Below are 14,916 nucleotides of genomic sequence, written 5' to 3'. Positions count from 1 at the left end.
GTCTCATCGCTCGAAGGGACTGGGGGTGGGGAAGTAGGAGGTGAAGAAGTCGTCCAGCAGTTCCTGCTGCGCCTCGATGTCCTCGGGGGTCGAGAAGGCGTCGTTGAGACAGAAGGTGTCCTGGTCCCGGCCGTCGAGCAGCCGTTGCAGTCGGTCCGCCAGGTCCGGCACGGCCAGCTGGAGGTAGGTGAAGGGCATGGATCCCGGCTGGGCCCGCCCGGTCAGCGCCGCGTAGTACAGGGCGAACGAGGAGGTCGGCGACAGGTCGGTCATGGCCCGGAACCTGCTGGCCGACGTGCGGGCCCAGGCCTCGGGGAACTCGAGTTCGGCCTCCTCCATCGCCGAGCGGCGCAGGGCGTAGGGGATGTGCTCCATCGGCTGGGTGATGACCTTGCCGAATCGTTTGTGCAGGAGCGCCCGGTTGTTCTTGCACGCGGCGTCCACCGGGGTGTCGGTCTCGGCGACGGGCCCCTGCGGGATGCGGTTGCGGGAGGGGAAGTAGCGAGCCGTTCCGTTGGGGGTGAAGAAGGCGTGCGGGGCCACGGGGCGGCCCATGAACATGTCGTCGTTGAAGTACAGGAAGTGCTCGGCGAGCCCCTCGATGTGGTGGAGCTGGCTCTCGATCGAGTGCGAGTTGAAGGTCGGCAGGTCCTCCGGGTTGCGGAAGATCTCCCGGTGGGTGGCGATCCGGATCCCGGGCACGTCCTCCCGCAGCCAGGCCGGCACCTGGTCGTCGGTGACGACGTAGATGTTCCGTATCCACGGCGCGAACAGATGGATGGACCGCACCGAGTAGCGCAGCTCGTCCCGGCTGATGAACCGGGCGTCGCTCGCCGACTCCGCGTGGTAGACCTCACCCTTCGCCCGGGCCTTGCGCTGTGCCCAGACGGGGTCGTTGCCGTCCACCCAGGTGTAGACGGCGTCCACGGCGAAGGCGATGTCGTCCGCGCAGTTCACCAGGAACTCGGGCCGGGTGGGCAGCGCGGGTGCCAGGTGCCCCGGGGTCCAGTCCGAGACGAACCGGCTGAACAGCCGGGCGGCGCCCATGACGTTCCCGCCGTCGGCCGCCACGGCCCAGGTCGCCCGGTTGGCCCGGGGGGCGACGAGGTGGGTGCCGTGCCGCTGCCAGAACTCGATGGCGCAGCCGTACTCGTGCTTGAGCAGCAGGTGCCGGCCCGGGTCGGTGCGGTACCAGCTGATCTGGAGCACCCGCGCGGTGGCGACCTCCCGCCAGGCCCGGGGGTCGCGCGAGGAGACCGGCTTGGCGGGCCGGGGCGCGTCCGGGTCCACGACGGACAGATGTCCCGGGAACTGGCCCAGTCCGCGGAACACCGCCTGGAGCACGCGTTCCCGGTCCTCCTCGGCGACGCCGAGGACCGTGCCGTGGTCGACCGTGCCGCGGACGGCGAAGTGGGCGACGCCGACCGCGTCGAGCAGGGCCGAGAGCGCCGAGCGGTTGGCCTCGCGGGCCGCGAGCGGCGTCAGCCCCGGCTCGACGTAGACGTCGCCGTGTTCGGCCGTGAACGTCGTGGGCGCGGTCGCGGCGGCAGGCGTCGGCCCGGCCCCGCCGCTCCGGCGCGAACCGTCCTGCCAGGTCGTTCGCTGGGCGGGAACGTCGGATACGGTCGTCACGCCACTGCCCCCAACGGGACGAACGCACGCAGCGGCACGGTCACCCACCCTCTCCTCACCCGGGACATGCCGCGGTGAGCACTGGTGGCCGTGAGCCCTCGTGCCCCCCGGCTCGATTCACGACCACAACCGGCTCCGGCCCACCGGCCGACGCCATTCACACCGAAAATTCAACCTTCACAGGACCGGCACATCTTCACCAATGGCCCGGATACCTGTCAACAGCAATCACTTATGACAGAAAATACACGGCTCACTGACATGCTTCTGAACATCGGACTTCGGGGAGATGTCCCGGACCGCCATCCGACTCGTCCGGCAATCGGTCTATAGTTCGGAAACGCTTCGGCGACGACCGCCGCGGCGGGGCCCGGCCTCTCCCCCCACTCGTGCCCTGCATGCCATGTCCGGACAGCGAGCCGGCAGACGAGAGAGGACCGAGGTCCATGACGCACGCCCCGACGGAGACGACGAGCCCCCGCCGGTCCAGACGTGCGCCCTCCGGCCGACGGCCGACCTCGGGCCGGCGATCGGCCCGGCCCCCGCGACGACGCCGTGTCTGGCGCTGGATCGCGCTGAGCCTGGTGCTGCTCGTCCTGGCCGCGGGCGGCATCGGCTACTGGCTGTACAGCGACCTCAACGGCAACATCAAGGGTGTCGACATCAACGAGGCGATCGGCGACGACCGGCCCGAGAAGCTGCCGACCTCCGGGCAGAACATCCTGGTCCTGGGCTCCGACTCGCGCTCCGGGGACAACGCCGAGCTGAACACCGGCAAGGTCGCCGGCGCCCGCTCGGACACCGCGCTGGTGATGCACATACCGGAGGGCCGCACCGAGGCCGTCGCCGTGAGCATCCCGCGCGACACCCTCGTGACCCGGCCCGCCTGCTCGAAGCAGGACGGCTCCGAGGTCGCCGCGGCCGAGCGTGTGATGTTCAACTCCATCTACTCGCAGGTCGGCCCGGCCTGTGTGGTCAAGACGGTGGAGAAGATGTCGGGGATCCGCATGGACCACTACATGGAGATCGACTTCGCCGGCTTCAAGGACCTGGTGGACGCGATCGGCGGGGTGACCGTCACCGTCGAGGAGGACATCCACGACCCGTCCAGCGGTCTCGATCTGACCGCCGGCACCCACAAGCTGAACGGCACCGACTCACTGGCCTTCGTCCGCACCCGGCACGGCGTCGGCGACGGCAGCGACCTCGGCCGCATCGGCCTCCAGCAGCAGTTCATGATGGCCCTGCTGAGCGAGATCAAGCGCCAGGACCTGTTCGGCAGCCCCACCAAGACCTACAAGATCGCCGACCAGCTCACCTCGGCGCTGACCACCGACTCCGAGCTGGCCTCCCTCACCGCGCTCGCCGACTTCGGCCGCAGCCTGAACGGGGTCGACCCGTCCTCCATGGAGACCATCATGCTGCCGGTGGCCTACGACAAGCAGGACCCCAACCGGGTGGTGGCGGCCCAACCCCAGGCGGACGACCTGTGGAAGGCGCTGCGCAACGACGAGGACGTTCCGGAGTCGGCCAAGAAGTCCCCCGCCAAGGGCGGCGGCACCTCCTGAACCACCGGTACCGGGGCACCGCAAGGCCCCGGGAAGCCGAGAGGCACATCGACAACGGCCGTGCGGGGGGGGGGGGGGGGGGGGGGGGGGGGGGGCGCCCCCCCCCCCCCCCCCCCCCCCCACGGCCGCGCGTACGTCAGACGGTCACCGAGGGGTCGAGCGACAGGCCCGGACCCGCGCCCTGGCGGGCGACCCGCAGCGCCCCGTCCGTGCCGATCACCGCGAGCACGACCCGGCCGTAGCCGTCCAGGGCCAGCGCCGGGGCGCCCACGCCGAACTCACCGGTGGGCGACCACCACAGGCCCGCTCCCTCGTTCTCGGTGCCGCACACGGCGAGCATGACCTGACCGTCGGGCCCGCGGTGGGCCAGCACCGTGCAGTCGTACCCGTCGAGCACCGCGCGCAGCACCGCGACGCGGTCGCCGGTCGTCGCGCCGCCGAGCGGGATCACCCAGCCGTCGGCGCGGTGGGCGAGCAGCTGGCCGGTCTCCTCGTCGGCCCAGTAGTACGTCGTCCGGCCCGGCGCCGTCTCCAGCATGGCGAGGGTGCCGGGCGTCAGGCGCAGTGCGATGTTCGGCAGTTGGCCCAGGTCGCCGTCGGCCTCCGTCTGGTACCACCGCATGGTGTGCGCCCGGTTGCCCGCGAGCACCTCGATGCGCCCGGAGGAATGGGCGAGGGCCGCGAAACCGTCCCGCACGCCGCTGCCCTTGAGATCCACCCAGGGCTCCCACTTGCCGCTGGGCGCCTCCCTGCGGAGCATCAGTCCACCGCCCGCGTTGGGGACGAGGACGTGCACCCGGCCGCTCGCGCTCACCGCGGCCACGGGTGCCCCGAGCCGGGCGGCCCTGCTTCGGTCCTTGTGCGGATTGCCCAGCGACCGCCACTCGGTGACCGGGCGGGCGGTCTGGTACTGGATGGCGTGGACGATGTCGACGACGGGCGGGCCGTCGTCCTCGCGGGCGCGCCGGCCCAGGAAGTGGACATAGCTGTCCGCGCCCTGCGTCACCGTCAGCCGGGTCAGGTCCGGGACGTCGAAGAACTCCGGATCCGACCAGTGCGGTCCGCCGGGCCTGGTCTCCGTCCAGCGCAGCAGCCCGGTGCGGGTGCGGGCGTAGGCGGTGAGCCTGCCGTCCTTGCCGAGGACGAGCCAGCGGCCGTCGAGGGTCTCCTCGGCGACGTGCCACTCGCTCCCGGCGCCCGTGCCCCGGTCGTCCGATCTGCCGCGGGCGGCGCCGCGCCCGGATCTGGTCCGCATGACGTGACCTGCCCCTCGTGCTGCTGGATGCGACTGACCTGCCATCCTCCCGAGCACCAGTTCTACACGGAGGCTGAGCGCAGACCATCATAGATCGAACATTTGACGAACATGAGGTGCCGACCGCGGCGCGGTCCCGCCGTGGGCCGGACCGTTCTCAGACCTCCTGCCAGGCCCGCAGCGCCAGTCCCGGTTCGTCCTTGCGGCGGGTGAGCAGGAGGGTCCCGGTGGACGGGGTGAGGGTGGCCGCGACGACCTCCTCGTGCTCGTCCAGGGCGACGGCCACGGTGGCGTCGGGGGGCAGCCGGGGACCCGACTCGGTCCACCAGGCGCCGGCCGCCTCCCGCTCCGTGGGGTAGGCGGCGAACGCGGTGCGGCCGCTCGCGGCACGCTGGGCGAGCACCGTGCAGTCGTGGCCCTCGATGTCGCAGCGCACGGCCGAGACGGGGCCGGGGCCGGCCGCCGTGATGAGGGGTGCCGGCTTCTCGCCGGGGCGCCAGGCGCACAACGTCCCGCGCTCGTCGGTGAAGTAGAGCGTGGTGTGTCCGGCGGAGGTGGCCAGCGCGCGGAGCGTGCCCGGGCGTGCGGAGGCGCCGGTGTCCTCCGCACGCACGGGCTGCTTGCCGGGCTCCTCCTGACGCCAGTGCAGGATCCCGCCCGGGACGGCCGCGTACAGCTCGACCAGTCCCGACTCCCCTGTCACGGCCGCGAGTCGGTCCTGGACGTCCGCTCCCCCGAGGTCCTGCCACGGGGTCCAGCCGCCCTTCTCCTTCTGCGCGAGCAGGCTCACCCCGCCGGCCTTGTTGCGGACGAAGACGTGCGCGCGTCCCCGGTCGTCGACGGCGACGGCCGGTGTGCCGGTGCGGTCGCCCTTCTTGTCGGGGTGGCCGATGGGGCTCCAGTCCAGCGGGGCGAGCCGCGGACGGAAGTGGGTGGAGTGCACCAGTCCCGACTCACCGGACGCCGTGGGCCGCCAGGCGACCAGGTGGGCGTAGCCGTCGGCGCCCTGTCCGACCGCCGGTCCCGGGCGGAGTCCCTGGTCGCCGCCGACCCTGCGGGGTGCTTCCCAGGGGCCGCCCGGGGCGAGTTCCGCGCGGCACAGGACGGCGTCGTCCGACGGCAGGTAGACGGTGAGGCGGCCGTCGCGGCCGCGGAGGAGCCAGTCGCCGTTCACCGGTTCACCTTACGCAAGCGGGTCCGCGGGGCACGGGCGGGGCCGACCGCGCATGGGACCCTGGCGGGTATGAACGACACCGCCGCCCTGCTCGTGATCGTCGACGCCGCGAACGTCGTCGGGTCGGTGCCCGACGGATGGTGGCGGGACCGCCGGGGCGCCGCGGAACGCCTGCGCGATCACCTGGCCGCACAGGGCCTGCCCGGGCACTCCGGCCCGGTGGAGGTCGTCCTCGTGACCGAGGGGGCGGCCCGTGGCGTGGACTCGGTCCCGGGTGTCCGGGTGGAGCCCGCCCCCGGCAGCGGCGACGACCACATGGTCGATCTGGTGGCGCGGGCCGGCGACCGCCCGGTCCTGGTCGTCACCGCCGACCGCGAACTGCGCCGCAGGGTGACGGCCCTGGGCGCGGACGTGACGGGCCCCCGCACCGTACGCCCGGCGGGGAGGGAGGACGGGTGAGAACCGTCCTCCCTCGGGCCGCGGGGCCGAGGGCCGGCCGTCCTCAGCGGGACGGTGGGGCGGGCGGGGTGGGGGCCTGGTCCTGGCCCTTGGCCAGGCGGCTGTGGGTGCGGCTGTAGAGGAAGTAGACGACGATGCCGATCGCCATCCAGATGCCGAAGCGGACCCAGGTCTCGGCGGGCAGGTTCAGCATCAGCCACAGGGACGCGCCGACCGACACGATCGGCAGGACCGGCACCCAGGGGGTGCGGAAGGAGCGGTGCAGGTCGGGACGGGTCCGGCGGAGGATGATCACGCTGATCGCCACGATCACGAAGGCGAACAGGGTGCCGATGTTCACCAGCGCGGCCAGCTCGTTCAGCGGGGTGAAGCCGGCGAGGACCGCGATGACGACGCCGAGCAGGATGGTCGGCCGGTGCGGGGTCTTGAAGCGGGGGTGGACCCGGGAGAAGAACCGGGGCAGCAGCCCGTCGCGGCTCATCGCGAAGAAGACCCGGGTCTGGCCGAGCAGGAGGATCATGCAGACGGTCGTCAGGCCGACGGCGGCGCCGAAGCTGATGAAGCCCGCGAACCAGGGATGCCCGGTGGCCTTGAAGGCGTCCGCCAGCGGGGCGTCCACGGACAGTTCGCTGTAGTGCTGCATACCGGTGACGACGATCGACACCAGCACGTACAGCACGGTGCAGATGAACAGGGAGCCGAGGATGCCTCGGGGCATGTCGCGCTGCGGGTTCTTCGTCTCCTCGGCGGCCGTGGCGACGATGTCGAAGCCGATGAAGGCGAAGAACACCACGGACGCGGCGGTGAAGATGCCCATCACACCGAAGTTGGCCGGGGCCCAGCCGAACATCAGCTGGATGAGCGGCGAATCGAGGCTCTCGCCCGCGGGCACGGGCTGCGAGTCCGGGACGAACGGGTCGTAGTTGTCGCCGGTGATGAAGAAGGCCCCCGCGATGATCACCACGAGGACCACGGTCACCTTGATGGCCACGACGAGCGACGTGACACGGGCGGACAGCTTCATGCCGAGGACGAGGATGCCGGTGAGCACCAGCACCAGGACGGCGGCGAGGATGTCGAACCCGAAGACGTCGGAGCCCTCGCGACTGCCCAGCTCCGCGGGCATCTCCCAGCCCGCGTTGGCCATGAGCGACTGGATGTACCCGGACCAGCCGACGGCCACCACCGCCGTGCCCAGCGCGAACTCCAGGACCAGGTCCCAGCCGATGATCCAGGCCGGCAGCTCACCCAGGGAGGCGTACGAGAACGTGTACGCCGAGCCCGCCACCGGCACGGTCGAGGCGAACTCGGCGTAGCAGAGCGCGGCGAGCGCGCACACGACACCGGCCACCACGAAGGCGAGGGCCACCGCGGGTCCGGCGTTGTTCTTGGCGACCGTTCCGGTGAGGACGAAGATGCCGGTGCCGATGATGACACCGACACCGAAGACCGTCAGATCCAGCGCGGACAGGGATTTCTTGAGAGCGTGCTCGGGCTCCTCGGTGTCGCGGATGGACTGCTCTACGTTCTTCGTCCGGAAAAGGGGGCTTGTCACGGGTACCTCCCACGCTTGTCGTCCTCGACATGATCGAGAGGGGGCGTAGGTCGTATGCCCCGGCGCGGGCGCCTTCACGCGGATGGGCCGTGCGCGCCACTCTTCGCGGTGGCACGCACGGCCCATCCGGGCGACACGGACGGCGGGTCAGTCGCGGGCCGGTTCCACCGCGTCGACCGCGTCGGCGGCGGAACGCTCGTACCGGCCGTCGAGCTTCGCGACCAGGCCGGTGACCTGGCGGGCGATGTCGGGGGCGGTCAGCCCGATCTCGGCCATGACCTCGGCGCGCGAGGCGTGGTCGAGGAAGCGCGGCGGGATGCCGAAGTCCCGCAGCGGCACGTCGACGCCGGCGTCGCGCAGCGCCTGGGCGATCGTGGAGCCGACACCGCCGACCCGGGAGTTGTCCTCGACGGTGACGACGACGCGGTGCTTCTCGGCGAGCGGGGCCATGGCCTCGTCGACGGGCTTGACCCAGCGCGGGTCGACCACGGTGGTGGAGATGCCCTGCCGGTCGAGCAGCGCGGCGATCTCCAGGCACATCGGGGCCAGCGCGCCCACGGAGACCAGCAGCACGTCCGGGGTGGCGGTGCCGGGCTCGCGCAGGACGTCCATGCCGCCGACCCGGCCCACGGCGGGTACGGCGGGGCCGACGGCGCCCTTGGAGAAGCGCACCACGGTGGGGGCGTCCTCGACGGCGACGGCCTCCCGGAGCTGGGCGCGGACCTGGTCGGCGTCGCGCGGGGCGGCGAGCCGCAGCCCGGGGACGACCTGGAGGATCGACATGTCCCACATGCCGTTGTGGGAGGCGCCGTCGGTGCCGGTGACACCGGCCCGGTCGAGCACGAAGGTCACACCGCACTTGTGCAGGGCCACGTCCATCAGCACCTGGTCGAAGGCGCGGTTCAGGAAGGTGGCGTACACGGCGAAGACGGGGTGGACCCCGGCGTGGGCGAGACCGGCCGCGGAGACGGCGCCGTGCTGCTCGGCGATGCCGACGTCGTAGACCCGGTCGGGGAAGCGCTTGGCGAACTTGTCGAGGCCCACCGGCTGGAGCATGGCCGCGGTGATGGCGACGACGTCCTCGCGCTCCTCGCCGAGCCTGACCATCTCCTCGCCGAAGACACTCGTCCAGTCGGCGCCGGAGCTGGCGATCGGCAGTCCCGTGTCGGGGTGGATCTTGCCGACGGCGTGGAAGCGGTCGGCCTCGTCCTGGAGGGCGGGCTGGTAGCCGCGGCCCTTCTCGGTGAGGCAGTGCACGATCACCGGGCCGCCGAACCGCTTGGCGCGGGCCAGGGCGGACTCCAGGGCCTCGATGTCGTGGCCGTCGATCGGGCCGACGTACTTCAGGCCGAGGTCCTCGAACATGCCCTGCGGGGCGATGAAGTCCTTCAGGCCCTTCTTGGCGCCGTGCAGGGTGTCGTAGAGGGCCTGGCCGACGACCGGGGTGCGCTCCAGGAGGTCCTTGGTGCGGGTCAGGAAGCGCTCGTAGCCGTCGGTGGTGCGCAGGGTCGCCAGGTGGTTGGCGAGGCCGCCGATGGTGGGCGAGTAGGAGCGCTCGTTGTCGTTGACGACGATGACGAGCGGGCGGTCCTTGGCGTCGGCGATGTTGTTCAACGCCTCCCAGGCCATGCCGCCGGTGAGCGCGCCGTCGCCGATGACCGCGACGACGTGGCTGTCGCGCTGCTTGATCTGGTTGGCCTTGGCGATGCCGTCGGCCCAGCCGAGCACCGTGGAGGCGTGGCTGTTCTCGATGACGTCGTGCTCGGACTCGGCCTGCGAGGGGTAGCCGGACAGGCCGCCCTTCATCTTCAGCTTGGAGAAGTCCTGCCGGCCGGTCAGCAGCTTGTGCACGTAGGACTGGTGGCCGGTGTCCCAGAGCACCTTGTCCTTGGGCGACTCGAAGACCCGGTGCAGGGCGATGGTGAGCTCCACCACACCGAGGTTGGGGCCGAGGTGGCCGCCGGTCTTGGAGACCGCGTCGACGAGGAAGGTCCGGATCTCCCCGGCCAGCTGGTCGAGCTCCTCCAGGCTGAGCCGGTCCAGATCGCGCGGTCCCCTGATGCGGGTCAGCAGCGGCACCCGTGCCTCCTTGCAGTAGAGCTGATCGAGCTGTTGCCGGGCGGGTCGAGTCTAATGTTCCGCCCGGCAGGAACGACTCCGGGCGGTGCGTCGTGCATCACCCGATCAGCAGTACCCATGAACAACACGACTGTTGCCCGGCACCCAAAAGGCACCGGGCAACAGCGACACCCTCAGGGGCGCGGGGAACTGCGCGACAAGCCACAGCCCACCCGCAGCGGAGCGACTACGCGCGCCCAGCCGTCTTCTGCGTCTTACGAGTAACCGCGTCGATGACGACGGTCGCCAGCAGCACACCACCGGTGATCATGTACTGAACCGGCGAGGCGATACCCTCCAGCGCCAGACCGTACGTGATCGAGATGATGACCATCACACCGAGCAGCGCGTCCCACGTGCGGCCACGCCCACCGAAGAGCGACGTACCACCGATCACCGCCGCTGCGATGACGTTCATCAGGAACTCACCCGTGCCCGCGCCCTGGTTGGCGGAGGCGATCTTCGAGGCGACGAACAGACCGCCGATCGCGGCGAAGGTACCGGCGATCGCGAAGACCGAGATCCGGACCAGCTCCACGTTGATACCGGCGCGGCGGGACGCCTCGACGCTGCCGCCGAGCGCGAAGACCTTGCGGCCGTACGCGGTGCGGCGCAGCACGAAGTCCGTGAGCACCAGGAACGCGAGGAAGATCACCACGGCCAGCGGCAGGCCCTTGTACTGGTTGAACACGATCGCGACGGCGAACGCCAGGATCGCGAGCAGTACGGTCCGCACGATGATCTCGTTCAGCGGCCGGGACGGCACGCCGGCGGCCTCACGGCGGCGGTTGTCGAAGAAGGCCATGAGGAAGTACCCCACGGTCGCGACGATCGCCAGGCCGTACGCGGCGGCCACATCCGAGAAGTAGTAGCTGGTCAGCTTGACGACCAGACCCTCGGAGTCCAGGTTGATGGTGCCGTTGTCGCCCAGGATCTGGAGCATGAAGCCCTGCCAGAACAGCAGGCCGGCCAGGGTCACGGCGAAGGCCGGGACGCCGATGCGGGCGAAGATGAAGCCGTGGATGGCGCCCGCCACCGTACCGGTGAGGATCGCCAGCACCAGGGCCAGCACCTCGTTCATCCCGTGGGTGACGTTCATGACCGCGAAGGCGGCGCCCGCCACACCGCTGACGGAGCCGACCGACAGGTCGATCTCGCCGAGCAGCAGGACGAAGACGATACCGACGGCGATCATGCCCGTGCCGACCATGGCCACGGACATGTCCGAGAAGTTGCCGGCGGTGAGGAAGTTGGAGTTCAGGCTGGTGAAGATGGCCCAGATGATCAGCAGGCCGACCACGACGGGGATGGAGCCGAGGTCACCGGCCTTCATCTTCCGCTTGAACTCGTTCCAGTAGCCCAGGAAGCCCTGTTCGCGCACGAGGAGCCGGGGGTCGACCACGGTGACCGCCGCGGCGGCCGCCTCGGGGTTCTCCACGGCGTGGTCCTCGGTGGGGGCGGTGGTCTTTTCGGTGCTCACTTCTTGATCTCCCCATTGGTGCGCGCCGCACGACGGGTCACGGCGTTGTCCGTGGCGCCCGTGATGGCGGAGATGATCTCTTCCTGCGAGGTCGACTTGACCTCGAAGACGCCGTTGTTGCGTCCGAGGCGCAGCACGGCGACCTTGTCCGCCACGGCCTTCACATCGGCCATGTTGTGGCTGATGAGGATGACCGCGTGACCGCGCTCGCGCAGCCGCTCGACCAGGTCGAGGACCTGCGCGGTCTGCTCGACGCCGAGGGCGGCGGTGGGCTCGTCGAGGATCACCAGCTTGGGCTCGCCGAGCATGGACCGGGCGATGGCCACGACCTGGCGCTGACCGCCGGAGAGCGAGGCAATCGGGATCCGGACGCTGGGAATGCGGATCGAGAGCGTGTCGAGGAGCTCGCGGGAGCGCCGCTCCATCTCCACCTCGTCCAGGACACCGCGCCTGCGGAGCTCCCGGCCCAGGTAGAGATTGCCGACGACGTCGATGTTGTCGCACAGCGCGAGGTCCTGGTAGACCGTCGCGATGCCCAGGTTCTGGGCGTCGTGCGGCCTGTTGATCTGGACGGTCTTGCCGTCCCACTCGATGACGCCCTCATCGATGGGGTGCACGCCGGCGATCGTCTTGACCAGCGTGGACTTTCCGGCACCGTTGTCGCCCACCAGGGCGACCACCTCACCGGCGTGGACCTCAAGCTCTACGTCGGTGAGCGCCTGGACGGCACCGAACCGCTTGGAGACCCCGCGCAACGCCAGCACGGGCGTAGCGGACACGTGAACCATCTCCTTCGCCGCCTGACCCGGCGGGAGGTTGTGCAGAAGTTTGGGGGGTGTTCCGTCCGGCGCCCCGCGTAGCTTGCGGGGCTGGTGTGTGCGGGGCGCCGGCGGAGCGCGTGGCAGTCGGTCCCGTGCGGGGGGTCCGGGTCACGGACTCCCGTGTCCGTCACGGGACGTGGGGACTGCTTACTTGAGGCCGATCTTGTCGCAGGCGGCCTTGTACTTGCCCGTGCAGATCTCCTGGACGGTGTAGATGCCGTCCTTGATCACGGTGTCGTTGATGTTCTCCTTGGTCAGCGACACGACCGGGACGAGAACGGAGGGGACGGCCTTGGTGGTGGGGCTGTCGACCTTGTCCTTGGCGATCGAGTCCAGCGACTTGCCCTGGGCCAGCAGCACGGCCATCTCCGCGGCCACGTCGGCCTCCTGCGGGTACGGCTTGTAGACGCTCATGTACTGCTCACCGGTGACGATGCGCTGCACACCCGCGAGCTCGGCGTCCTGGCCGGTGACCGGGATGTTGTCGATGCCGGCGGCCTTCAGGGCGGTGATGATGCCGCCCGCCATGCCGTCGTTGGCGGAGTAGACGCCGACGATCTTGTCCTTGCCGAGGGCGGAGATGGCGCCCTCCATGTTGGCGTTGGCGTTCTCCGGCTTCCACTCCTTGGTGTCGTACTCGCGGCCGACCTTCACCTTGCCGTCGAGGACGGAGTGCGCGCCCTCCTTGAACATGGCGGCGTTCGGGTCGGTGGAGGACCCGTTCATCATGACGATCTGGCCGTCCTTGGCCTTGTCGCCCAGGGCCTCGAGCAGGGCCTCGCCCTGGGTCTTGCCGACGGTCACGTTGTCGAACGAGGTGTAGGCGTCGATCGGGCCCTCGGCGAGGCGGTCGTAGGCCACGACCGGGATGCCGGCGTCCTTGGCCTTCTTCACCGAGCCGGCGATGGCCTTGGAGTCCACCGCGTCCACGATGAGCACGTCCACCTTGTTGGTGACCATCGTGTCGACCTGCTGGTTCTGCAGGCTGGCGTCCTGCTTGGCGTTGGCGTAGACGACCTCGCCCTTGTTGTTCGTGAGCTCCTTGACCTTCTTCTCGATCAAGGGCTTGTCGAACTTCTCGTACCGCGCGGTCTGGTTCTCCGGCAGGAGCAGACCGACCTTGATGTCATCGCCCTTCGCGGCGGAGTCGCCGGAGTCGCTCTTGTCGCCGGACTCGGCGGCGCTGCCACAAGCGGCGAGCGAGACGGCCATCGCACCTGCGGCGATGGCAAAGGCAGCACGACGCATACGCGTGTTCACTTCTACAAACCTCCCTGACGAGGCCGCGTCGTTGCGGCCGAGGTGGCTGGAAGTCAACTCGGCCACACGTGCGACGTCAAGAAGTAAATCCTTAACGAGATGGCAACGGTGCCATCCGTTCTCTAAGTGAAGGCAGGGGTCGCCGCGGTGAGCGACCCGGTCGCGGTGCCGTCCAAAAGCGTCGAATCGCCCATCTCGCTCAGCGCGAGAGCGAGCGCTCCGAGCACCTCCGCACGGCCCCCAAGTGCCCCGGGGAGAACGGACAGTTGACGTGCCGCACTGGGGATCGCATAGCGGCCGACGGACTCCCGGATCGGCCCGAGCACCAGCTCACCGGCCTCGGCGAGATCACCGCCGAGGACCACCCGGCTCGGGTTCAGCAGGTTGCAGAGGTTGGCGACTCCACTGCCGATGTGGCGGCCGACGTCGGCGATCACCCGACGGCAGCCCGGGTCACCGTCCCGCGCCAGCCTGACGACGCCCTCCATCGTCAGATCGGTGCCGTGACTGGGCTGGAGCAGCGGGAGCACATAGCGCGCGGCCGTGAAGGTCTCCAGGCAGCCGCGGTTGCCGCAGCGGCACACGGGGCCGGATTCATCGAGTGTAATATGTCCGATTTCACCGGCGGTGCCGCCGGGCCCGCGATAGATCTTCCCGTTGATCACCAGACCGGCGCCGACACCGCTGGCGACCTTGATGTACGCCAGGTCGCGCACCCCCCGGCCACTGCCCCAGACCATCTCGCCGAGGGCGCCCAGGTTGGCGTCGTTGTCCACGTGCACCGGCACGCCGAGCCGCCCCCGCAGCTCCTCGGCGGGCTTGGTGCCGGTCCAGCCGGGCAGGATCGCGGTCGAGCCCAGGGTCCCGGACTCCACGTCGATCGGCCCGGGTACGCCGAGGCCCACGCCGGCGACCTTGGCGCGGTCCACGCCGGTCGCCTCGATCAAGCGGCTGACCAGTTGTTCCGCCCGGTCGAAGCCCTGGGCCGAGGAGGCGTCCACGTCCAGCGGCTCGGACTCCTCGGCGAGCACCTGATGGGCGAGGTTCCCGACCGCGACCCGCAGATGGGTGTGCCCGAAGTCGACACCGATCACGATGCCCGCGTCCCCGCTCAGCGAGACGCTGCGGGCCCTGCGACCGCCCGCCGAGGTGGGCGTGACCTCGACCGTCCCGCCGTCCTTCAGTTCCCGGACGATGTTGGAGACCGTGGCCGCGGACAGGCCGGTCGTCCTCGCGATCTCCGCCTGGGTCAGCGAGCCCGCGAGACGTACCGCTCGGACGACCCGCTCCAGATTGGCCCGGTGCAGCGAGGACTGCGACCCCGGAGTCTCCATTGACTCTCACCCTCATCCCTGGCCGCGTCACCATGGGTGACCGGACCTTGTACAAGTTATGAACTCCAAGCTCCGCTGAATCGCCCGGTGGCGTCAAGCCCTTGACACAAATCGGTTCCAGGCCGTGTCCACGGCCGACTACCGGGCGGTACGCCACAGGGGTGGGGGGGGGGGGGGGGGGGGGTGGTGGGGGGGGGGGGGGGGGGGGGGGGGGGGGGGGGGGGGGGGGGGGGGGGGGGGGGGGGGGGGGGGGGCGGAAG

At 70.4% G+C, this 14,916-nt stretch carries 11 protein-coding genes; 2 read left to right on the top strand and 9 right to left on the bottom strand.

All coding sequences use genetic code 11. The features are described from left to right. Positions 1 to 3: 3 nt before the first annotated feature. Positions 4 to 1,632, bottom strand: a complete 1,629-nt coding sequence (locus tag ACZ470_RS37230; protein ID WP_468434389.1) for a stealth family protein — start codon at positions 1,630 to 1,632, stop codon at positions 4 to 6. A 446-nt stretch (positions 1,633 to 2,078) separates the two neighbouring features. On the opposite strand from ACZ470_RS37230, the gene ACZ470_RS37225 reads away from it, so the two are divergent. After that, complete coding sequence (locus ACZ470_RS37225) at positions 2,079 to 3,200, top strand: LCP family protein (protein ID WP_468434388.1); 1,122 nt, start codon at positions 2,079 to 2,081, stop codon at positions 3,198 to 3,200. A 136-nt stretch (positions 3,201 to 3,336) separates the two neighbouring features. Here ACZ470_RS37225 and ACZ470_RS37220 read toward each other — a convergent pair whose 3' ends face one another. Then, complete coding sequence (locus ACZ470_RS37220; RefSeq protein WP_468434387.1) at positions 3,337 to 4,455, bottom strand: PLL family lectin; 1,119 nt, start codon at positions 4,453 to 4,455, stop codon at positions 3,337 to 3,339. A 157-nt stretch (positions 4,456 to 4,612) separates the two neighbouring features. After that, on the bottom strand, positions 4,613 to 5,629 hold the full coding sequence (locus tag ACZ470_RS37215) for a PLL family lectin (protein ID WP_468434386.1): 1,017 nt from the start codon (positions 5,627 to 5,629) through the stop codon (positions 4,613 to 4,615). Between the two features lie 69 nt (positions 5,630 to 5,698). Between ACZ470_RS37215 and ACZ470_RS37210 the strand changes: the two genes are divergently transcribed. Next, positions 5,699 to 6,088, top strand: coding sequence for a PIN domain-containing protein (locus ACZ470_RS37210; protein ID WP_468434385.1), 390 nt, complete (start codon positions 5,699 to 5,701; stop codon positions 6,086 to 6,088). Positions 6,089 to 6,131: 43 nt separating this feature from the next. Here ACZ470_RS37210 and ACZ470_RS37205 read toward each other — a convergent pair whose 3' ends face one another. The 6 genes from ACZ470_RS37205 to ACZ470_RS37180 form a co-directional block, all read right to left on the bottom strand. Continuing rightward, complete coding sequence (locus ACZ470_RS37205) at positions 6,132 to 7,643, bottom strand: amino acid permease (RefSeq protein ID WP_468434384.1); 1,512 nt, start codon at positions 7,641 to 7,643, stop codon at positions 6,132 to 6,134. 147 nt (positions 7,644 to 7,790) lie between these two features. Next, on the bottom strand, positions 7,791 to 9,722 hold the full coding sequence (gene dxs / locus ACZ470_RS37200) for a 1-deoxy-D-xylulose-5-phosphate synthase (RefSeq protein WP_468434383.1): 1,932 nt from the start codon (positions 9,720 to 9,722) through the stop codon (positions 7,791 to 7,793). A gap of 226 nt (positions 9,723 to 9,948) precedes the next feature. Further along, the gene (locus ACZ470_RS37195) at positions 9,949 to 11,241 is read right to left on the bottom strand and encodes a sugar ABC transporter permease (RefSeq protein WP_468434382.1); all 1,293 of its coding nucleotides are present in this window, start codon (positions 11,239 to 11,241) and stop codon (positions 9,949 to 9,951) included. Further along, the gene (locus ACZ470_RS37190; RefSeq protein WP_184761552.1) at positions 11,238 to 12,029 is read right to left on the bottom strand and encodes an ATP-binding cassette domain-containing protein; all 792 of its coding nucleotides are present in this window, start codon (positions 12,027 to 12,029) and stop codon (positions 11,238 to 11,240) included. The genes ACZ470_RS37195 and ACZ470_RS37190 overlap by 4 nt, the downstream gene beginning before the upstream one ends. Before the next feature lie 180 nt (positions 12,030 to 12,209). Then, positions 12,210 to 13,310: an ABC transporter substrate-binding protein gene (locus tag ACZ470_RS37185; protein WP_468434428.1), complete on the bottom strand. Its 1,101-nt coding sequence runs from the start codon at positions 13,308 to 13,310 to the stop codon at positions 12,210 to 12,212. Positions 13,311 to 13,444: 134 nt separating this feature from the next. After that, the gene (locus ACZ470_RS37180) at positions 13,445 to 14,656 is read right to left on the bottom strand and encodes an ROK family transcriptional regulator (protein ID WP_468434381.1); all 1,212 of its coding nucleotides are present in this window, start codon (positions 14,654 to 14,656) and stop codon (positions 13,445 to 13,447) included. Positions 14,657 to 14,916: the final 260 nt, after the last annotated feature.

It is taken from the genome of Streptomyces sp. NPDC031111 (assembly GCF_055570675.1).
Note: the sequence above shows the minus strand (reverse complement) of the source record. Positions and strands in the feature narration are given on the sequence as shown.

What these genes read in the sequence shown, in the direction of transcription:
- ACZ470_RS37225 (WP_468434388.1), top strand. Translation starts at nt 2,079, where the DNA reads ATGACGCACGCCCCGACGGAGACGACGAGCCCCCGCCGGTCCAGACGT.
- ACZ470_RS37220 (WP_468434387.1), bottom strand. Translation starts at nt 4,455, where the DNA reads ATGCGGACCAGATCCGGGCGCGGCGCCGCCCGCGGCAGATCGGACGAC.
- ACZ470_RS37210 (WP_468434385.1), top strand. Translation starts at nt 5,699, where the DNA reads ATGAACGACACCGCCGCCCTGCTCGTGATCGTCGACGCCGCGAACGTC.
- ACZ470_RS37190 (WP_184761552.1), bottom strand. Translation starts at nt 12,029, where the DNA reads ATGGTTCACGTGTCCGCTACGCCCGTGCTGGCGTTGCGCGGGGTCTCC.
- ACZ470_RS37185 (WP_468434428.1), bottom strand. Translation starts at nt 13,310, where the DNA reads ATGCGTCGTGCTGCCTTTGCCATCGCCGCAGGTGCGATGGCCGTCTCG.
- ACZ470_RS37180 (WP_468434381.1), bottom strand. Translation starts at nt 14,656, where the DNA reads ATGGAGACTCCGGGGTCGCAGTCCTCGCTGCACCGGGCCAATCTGGAG.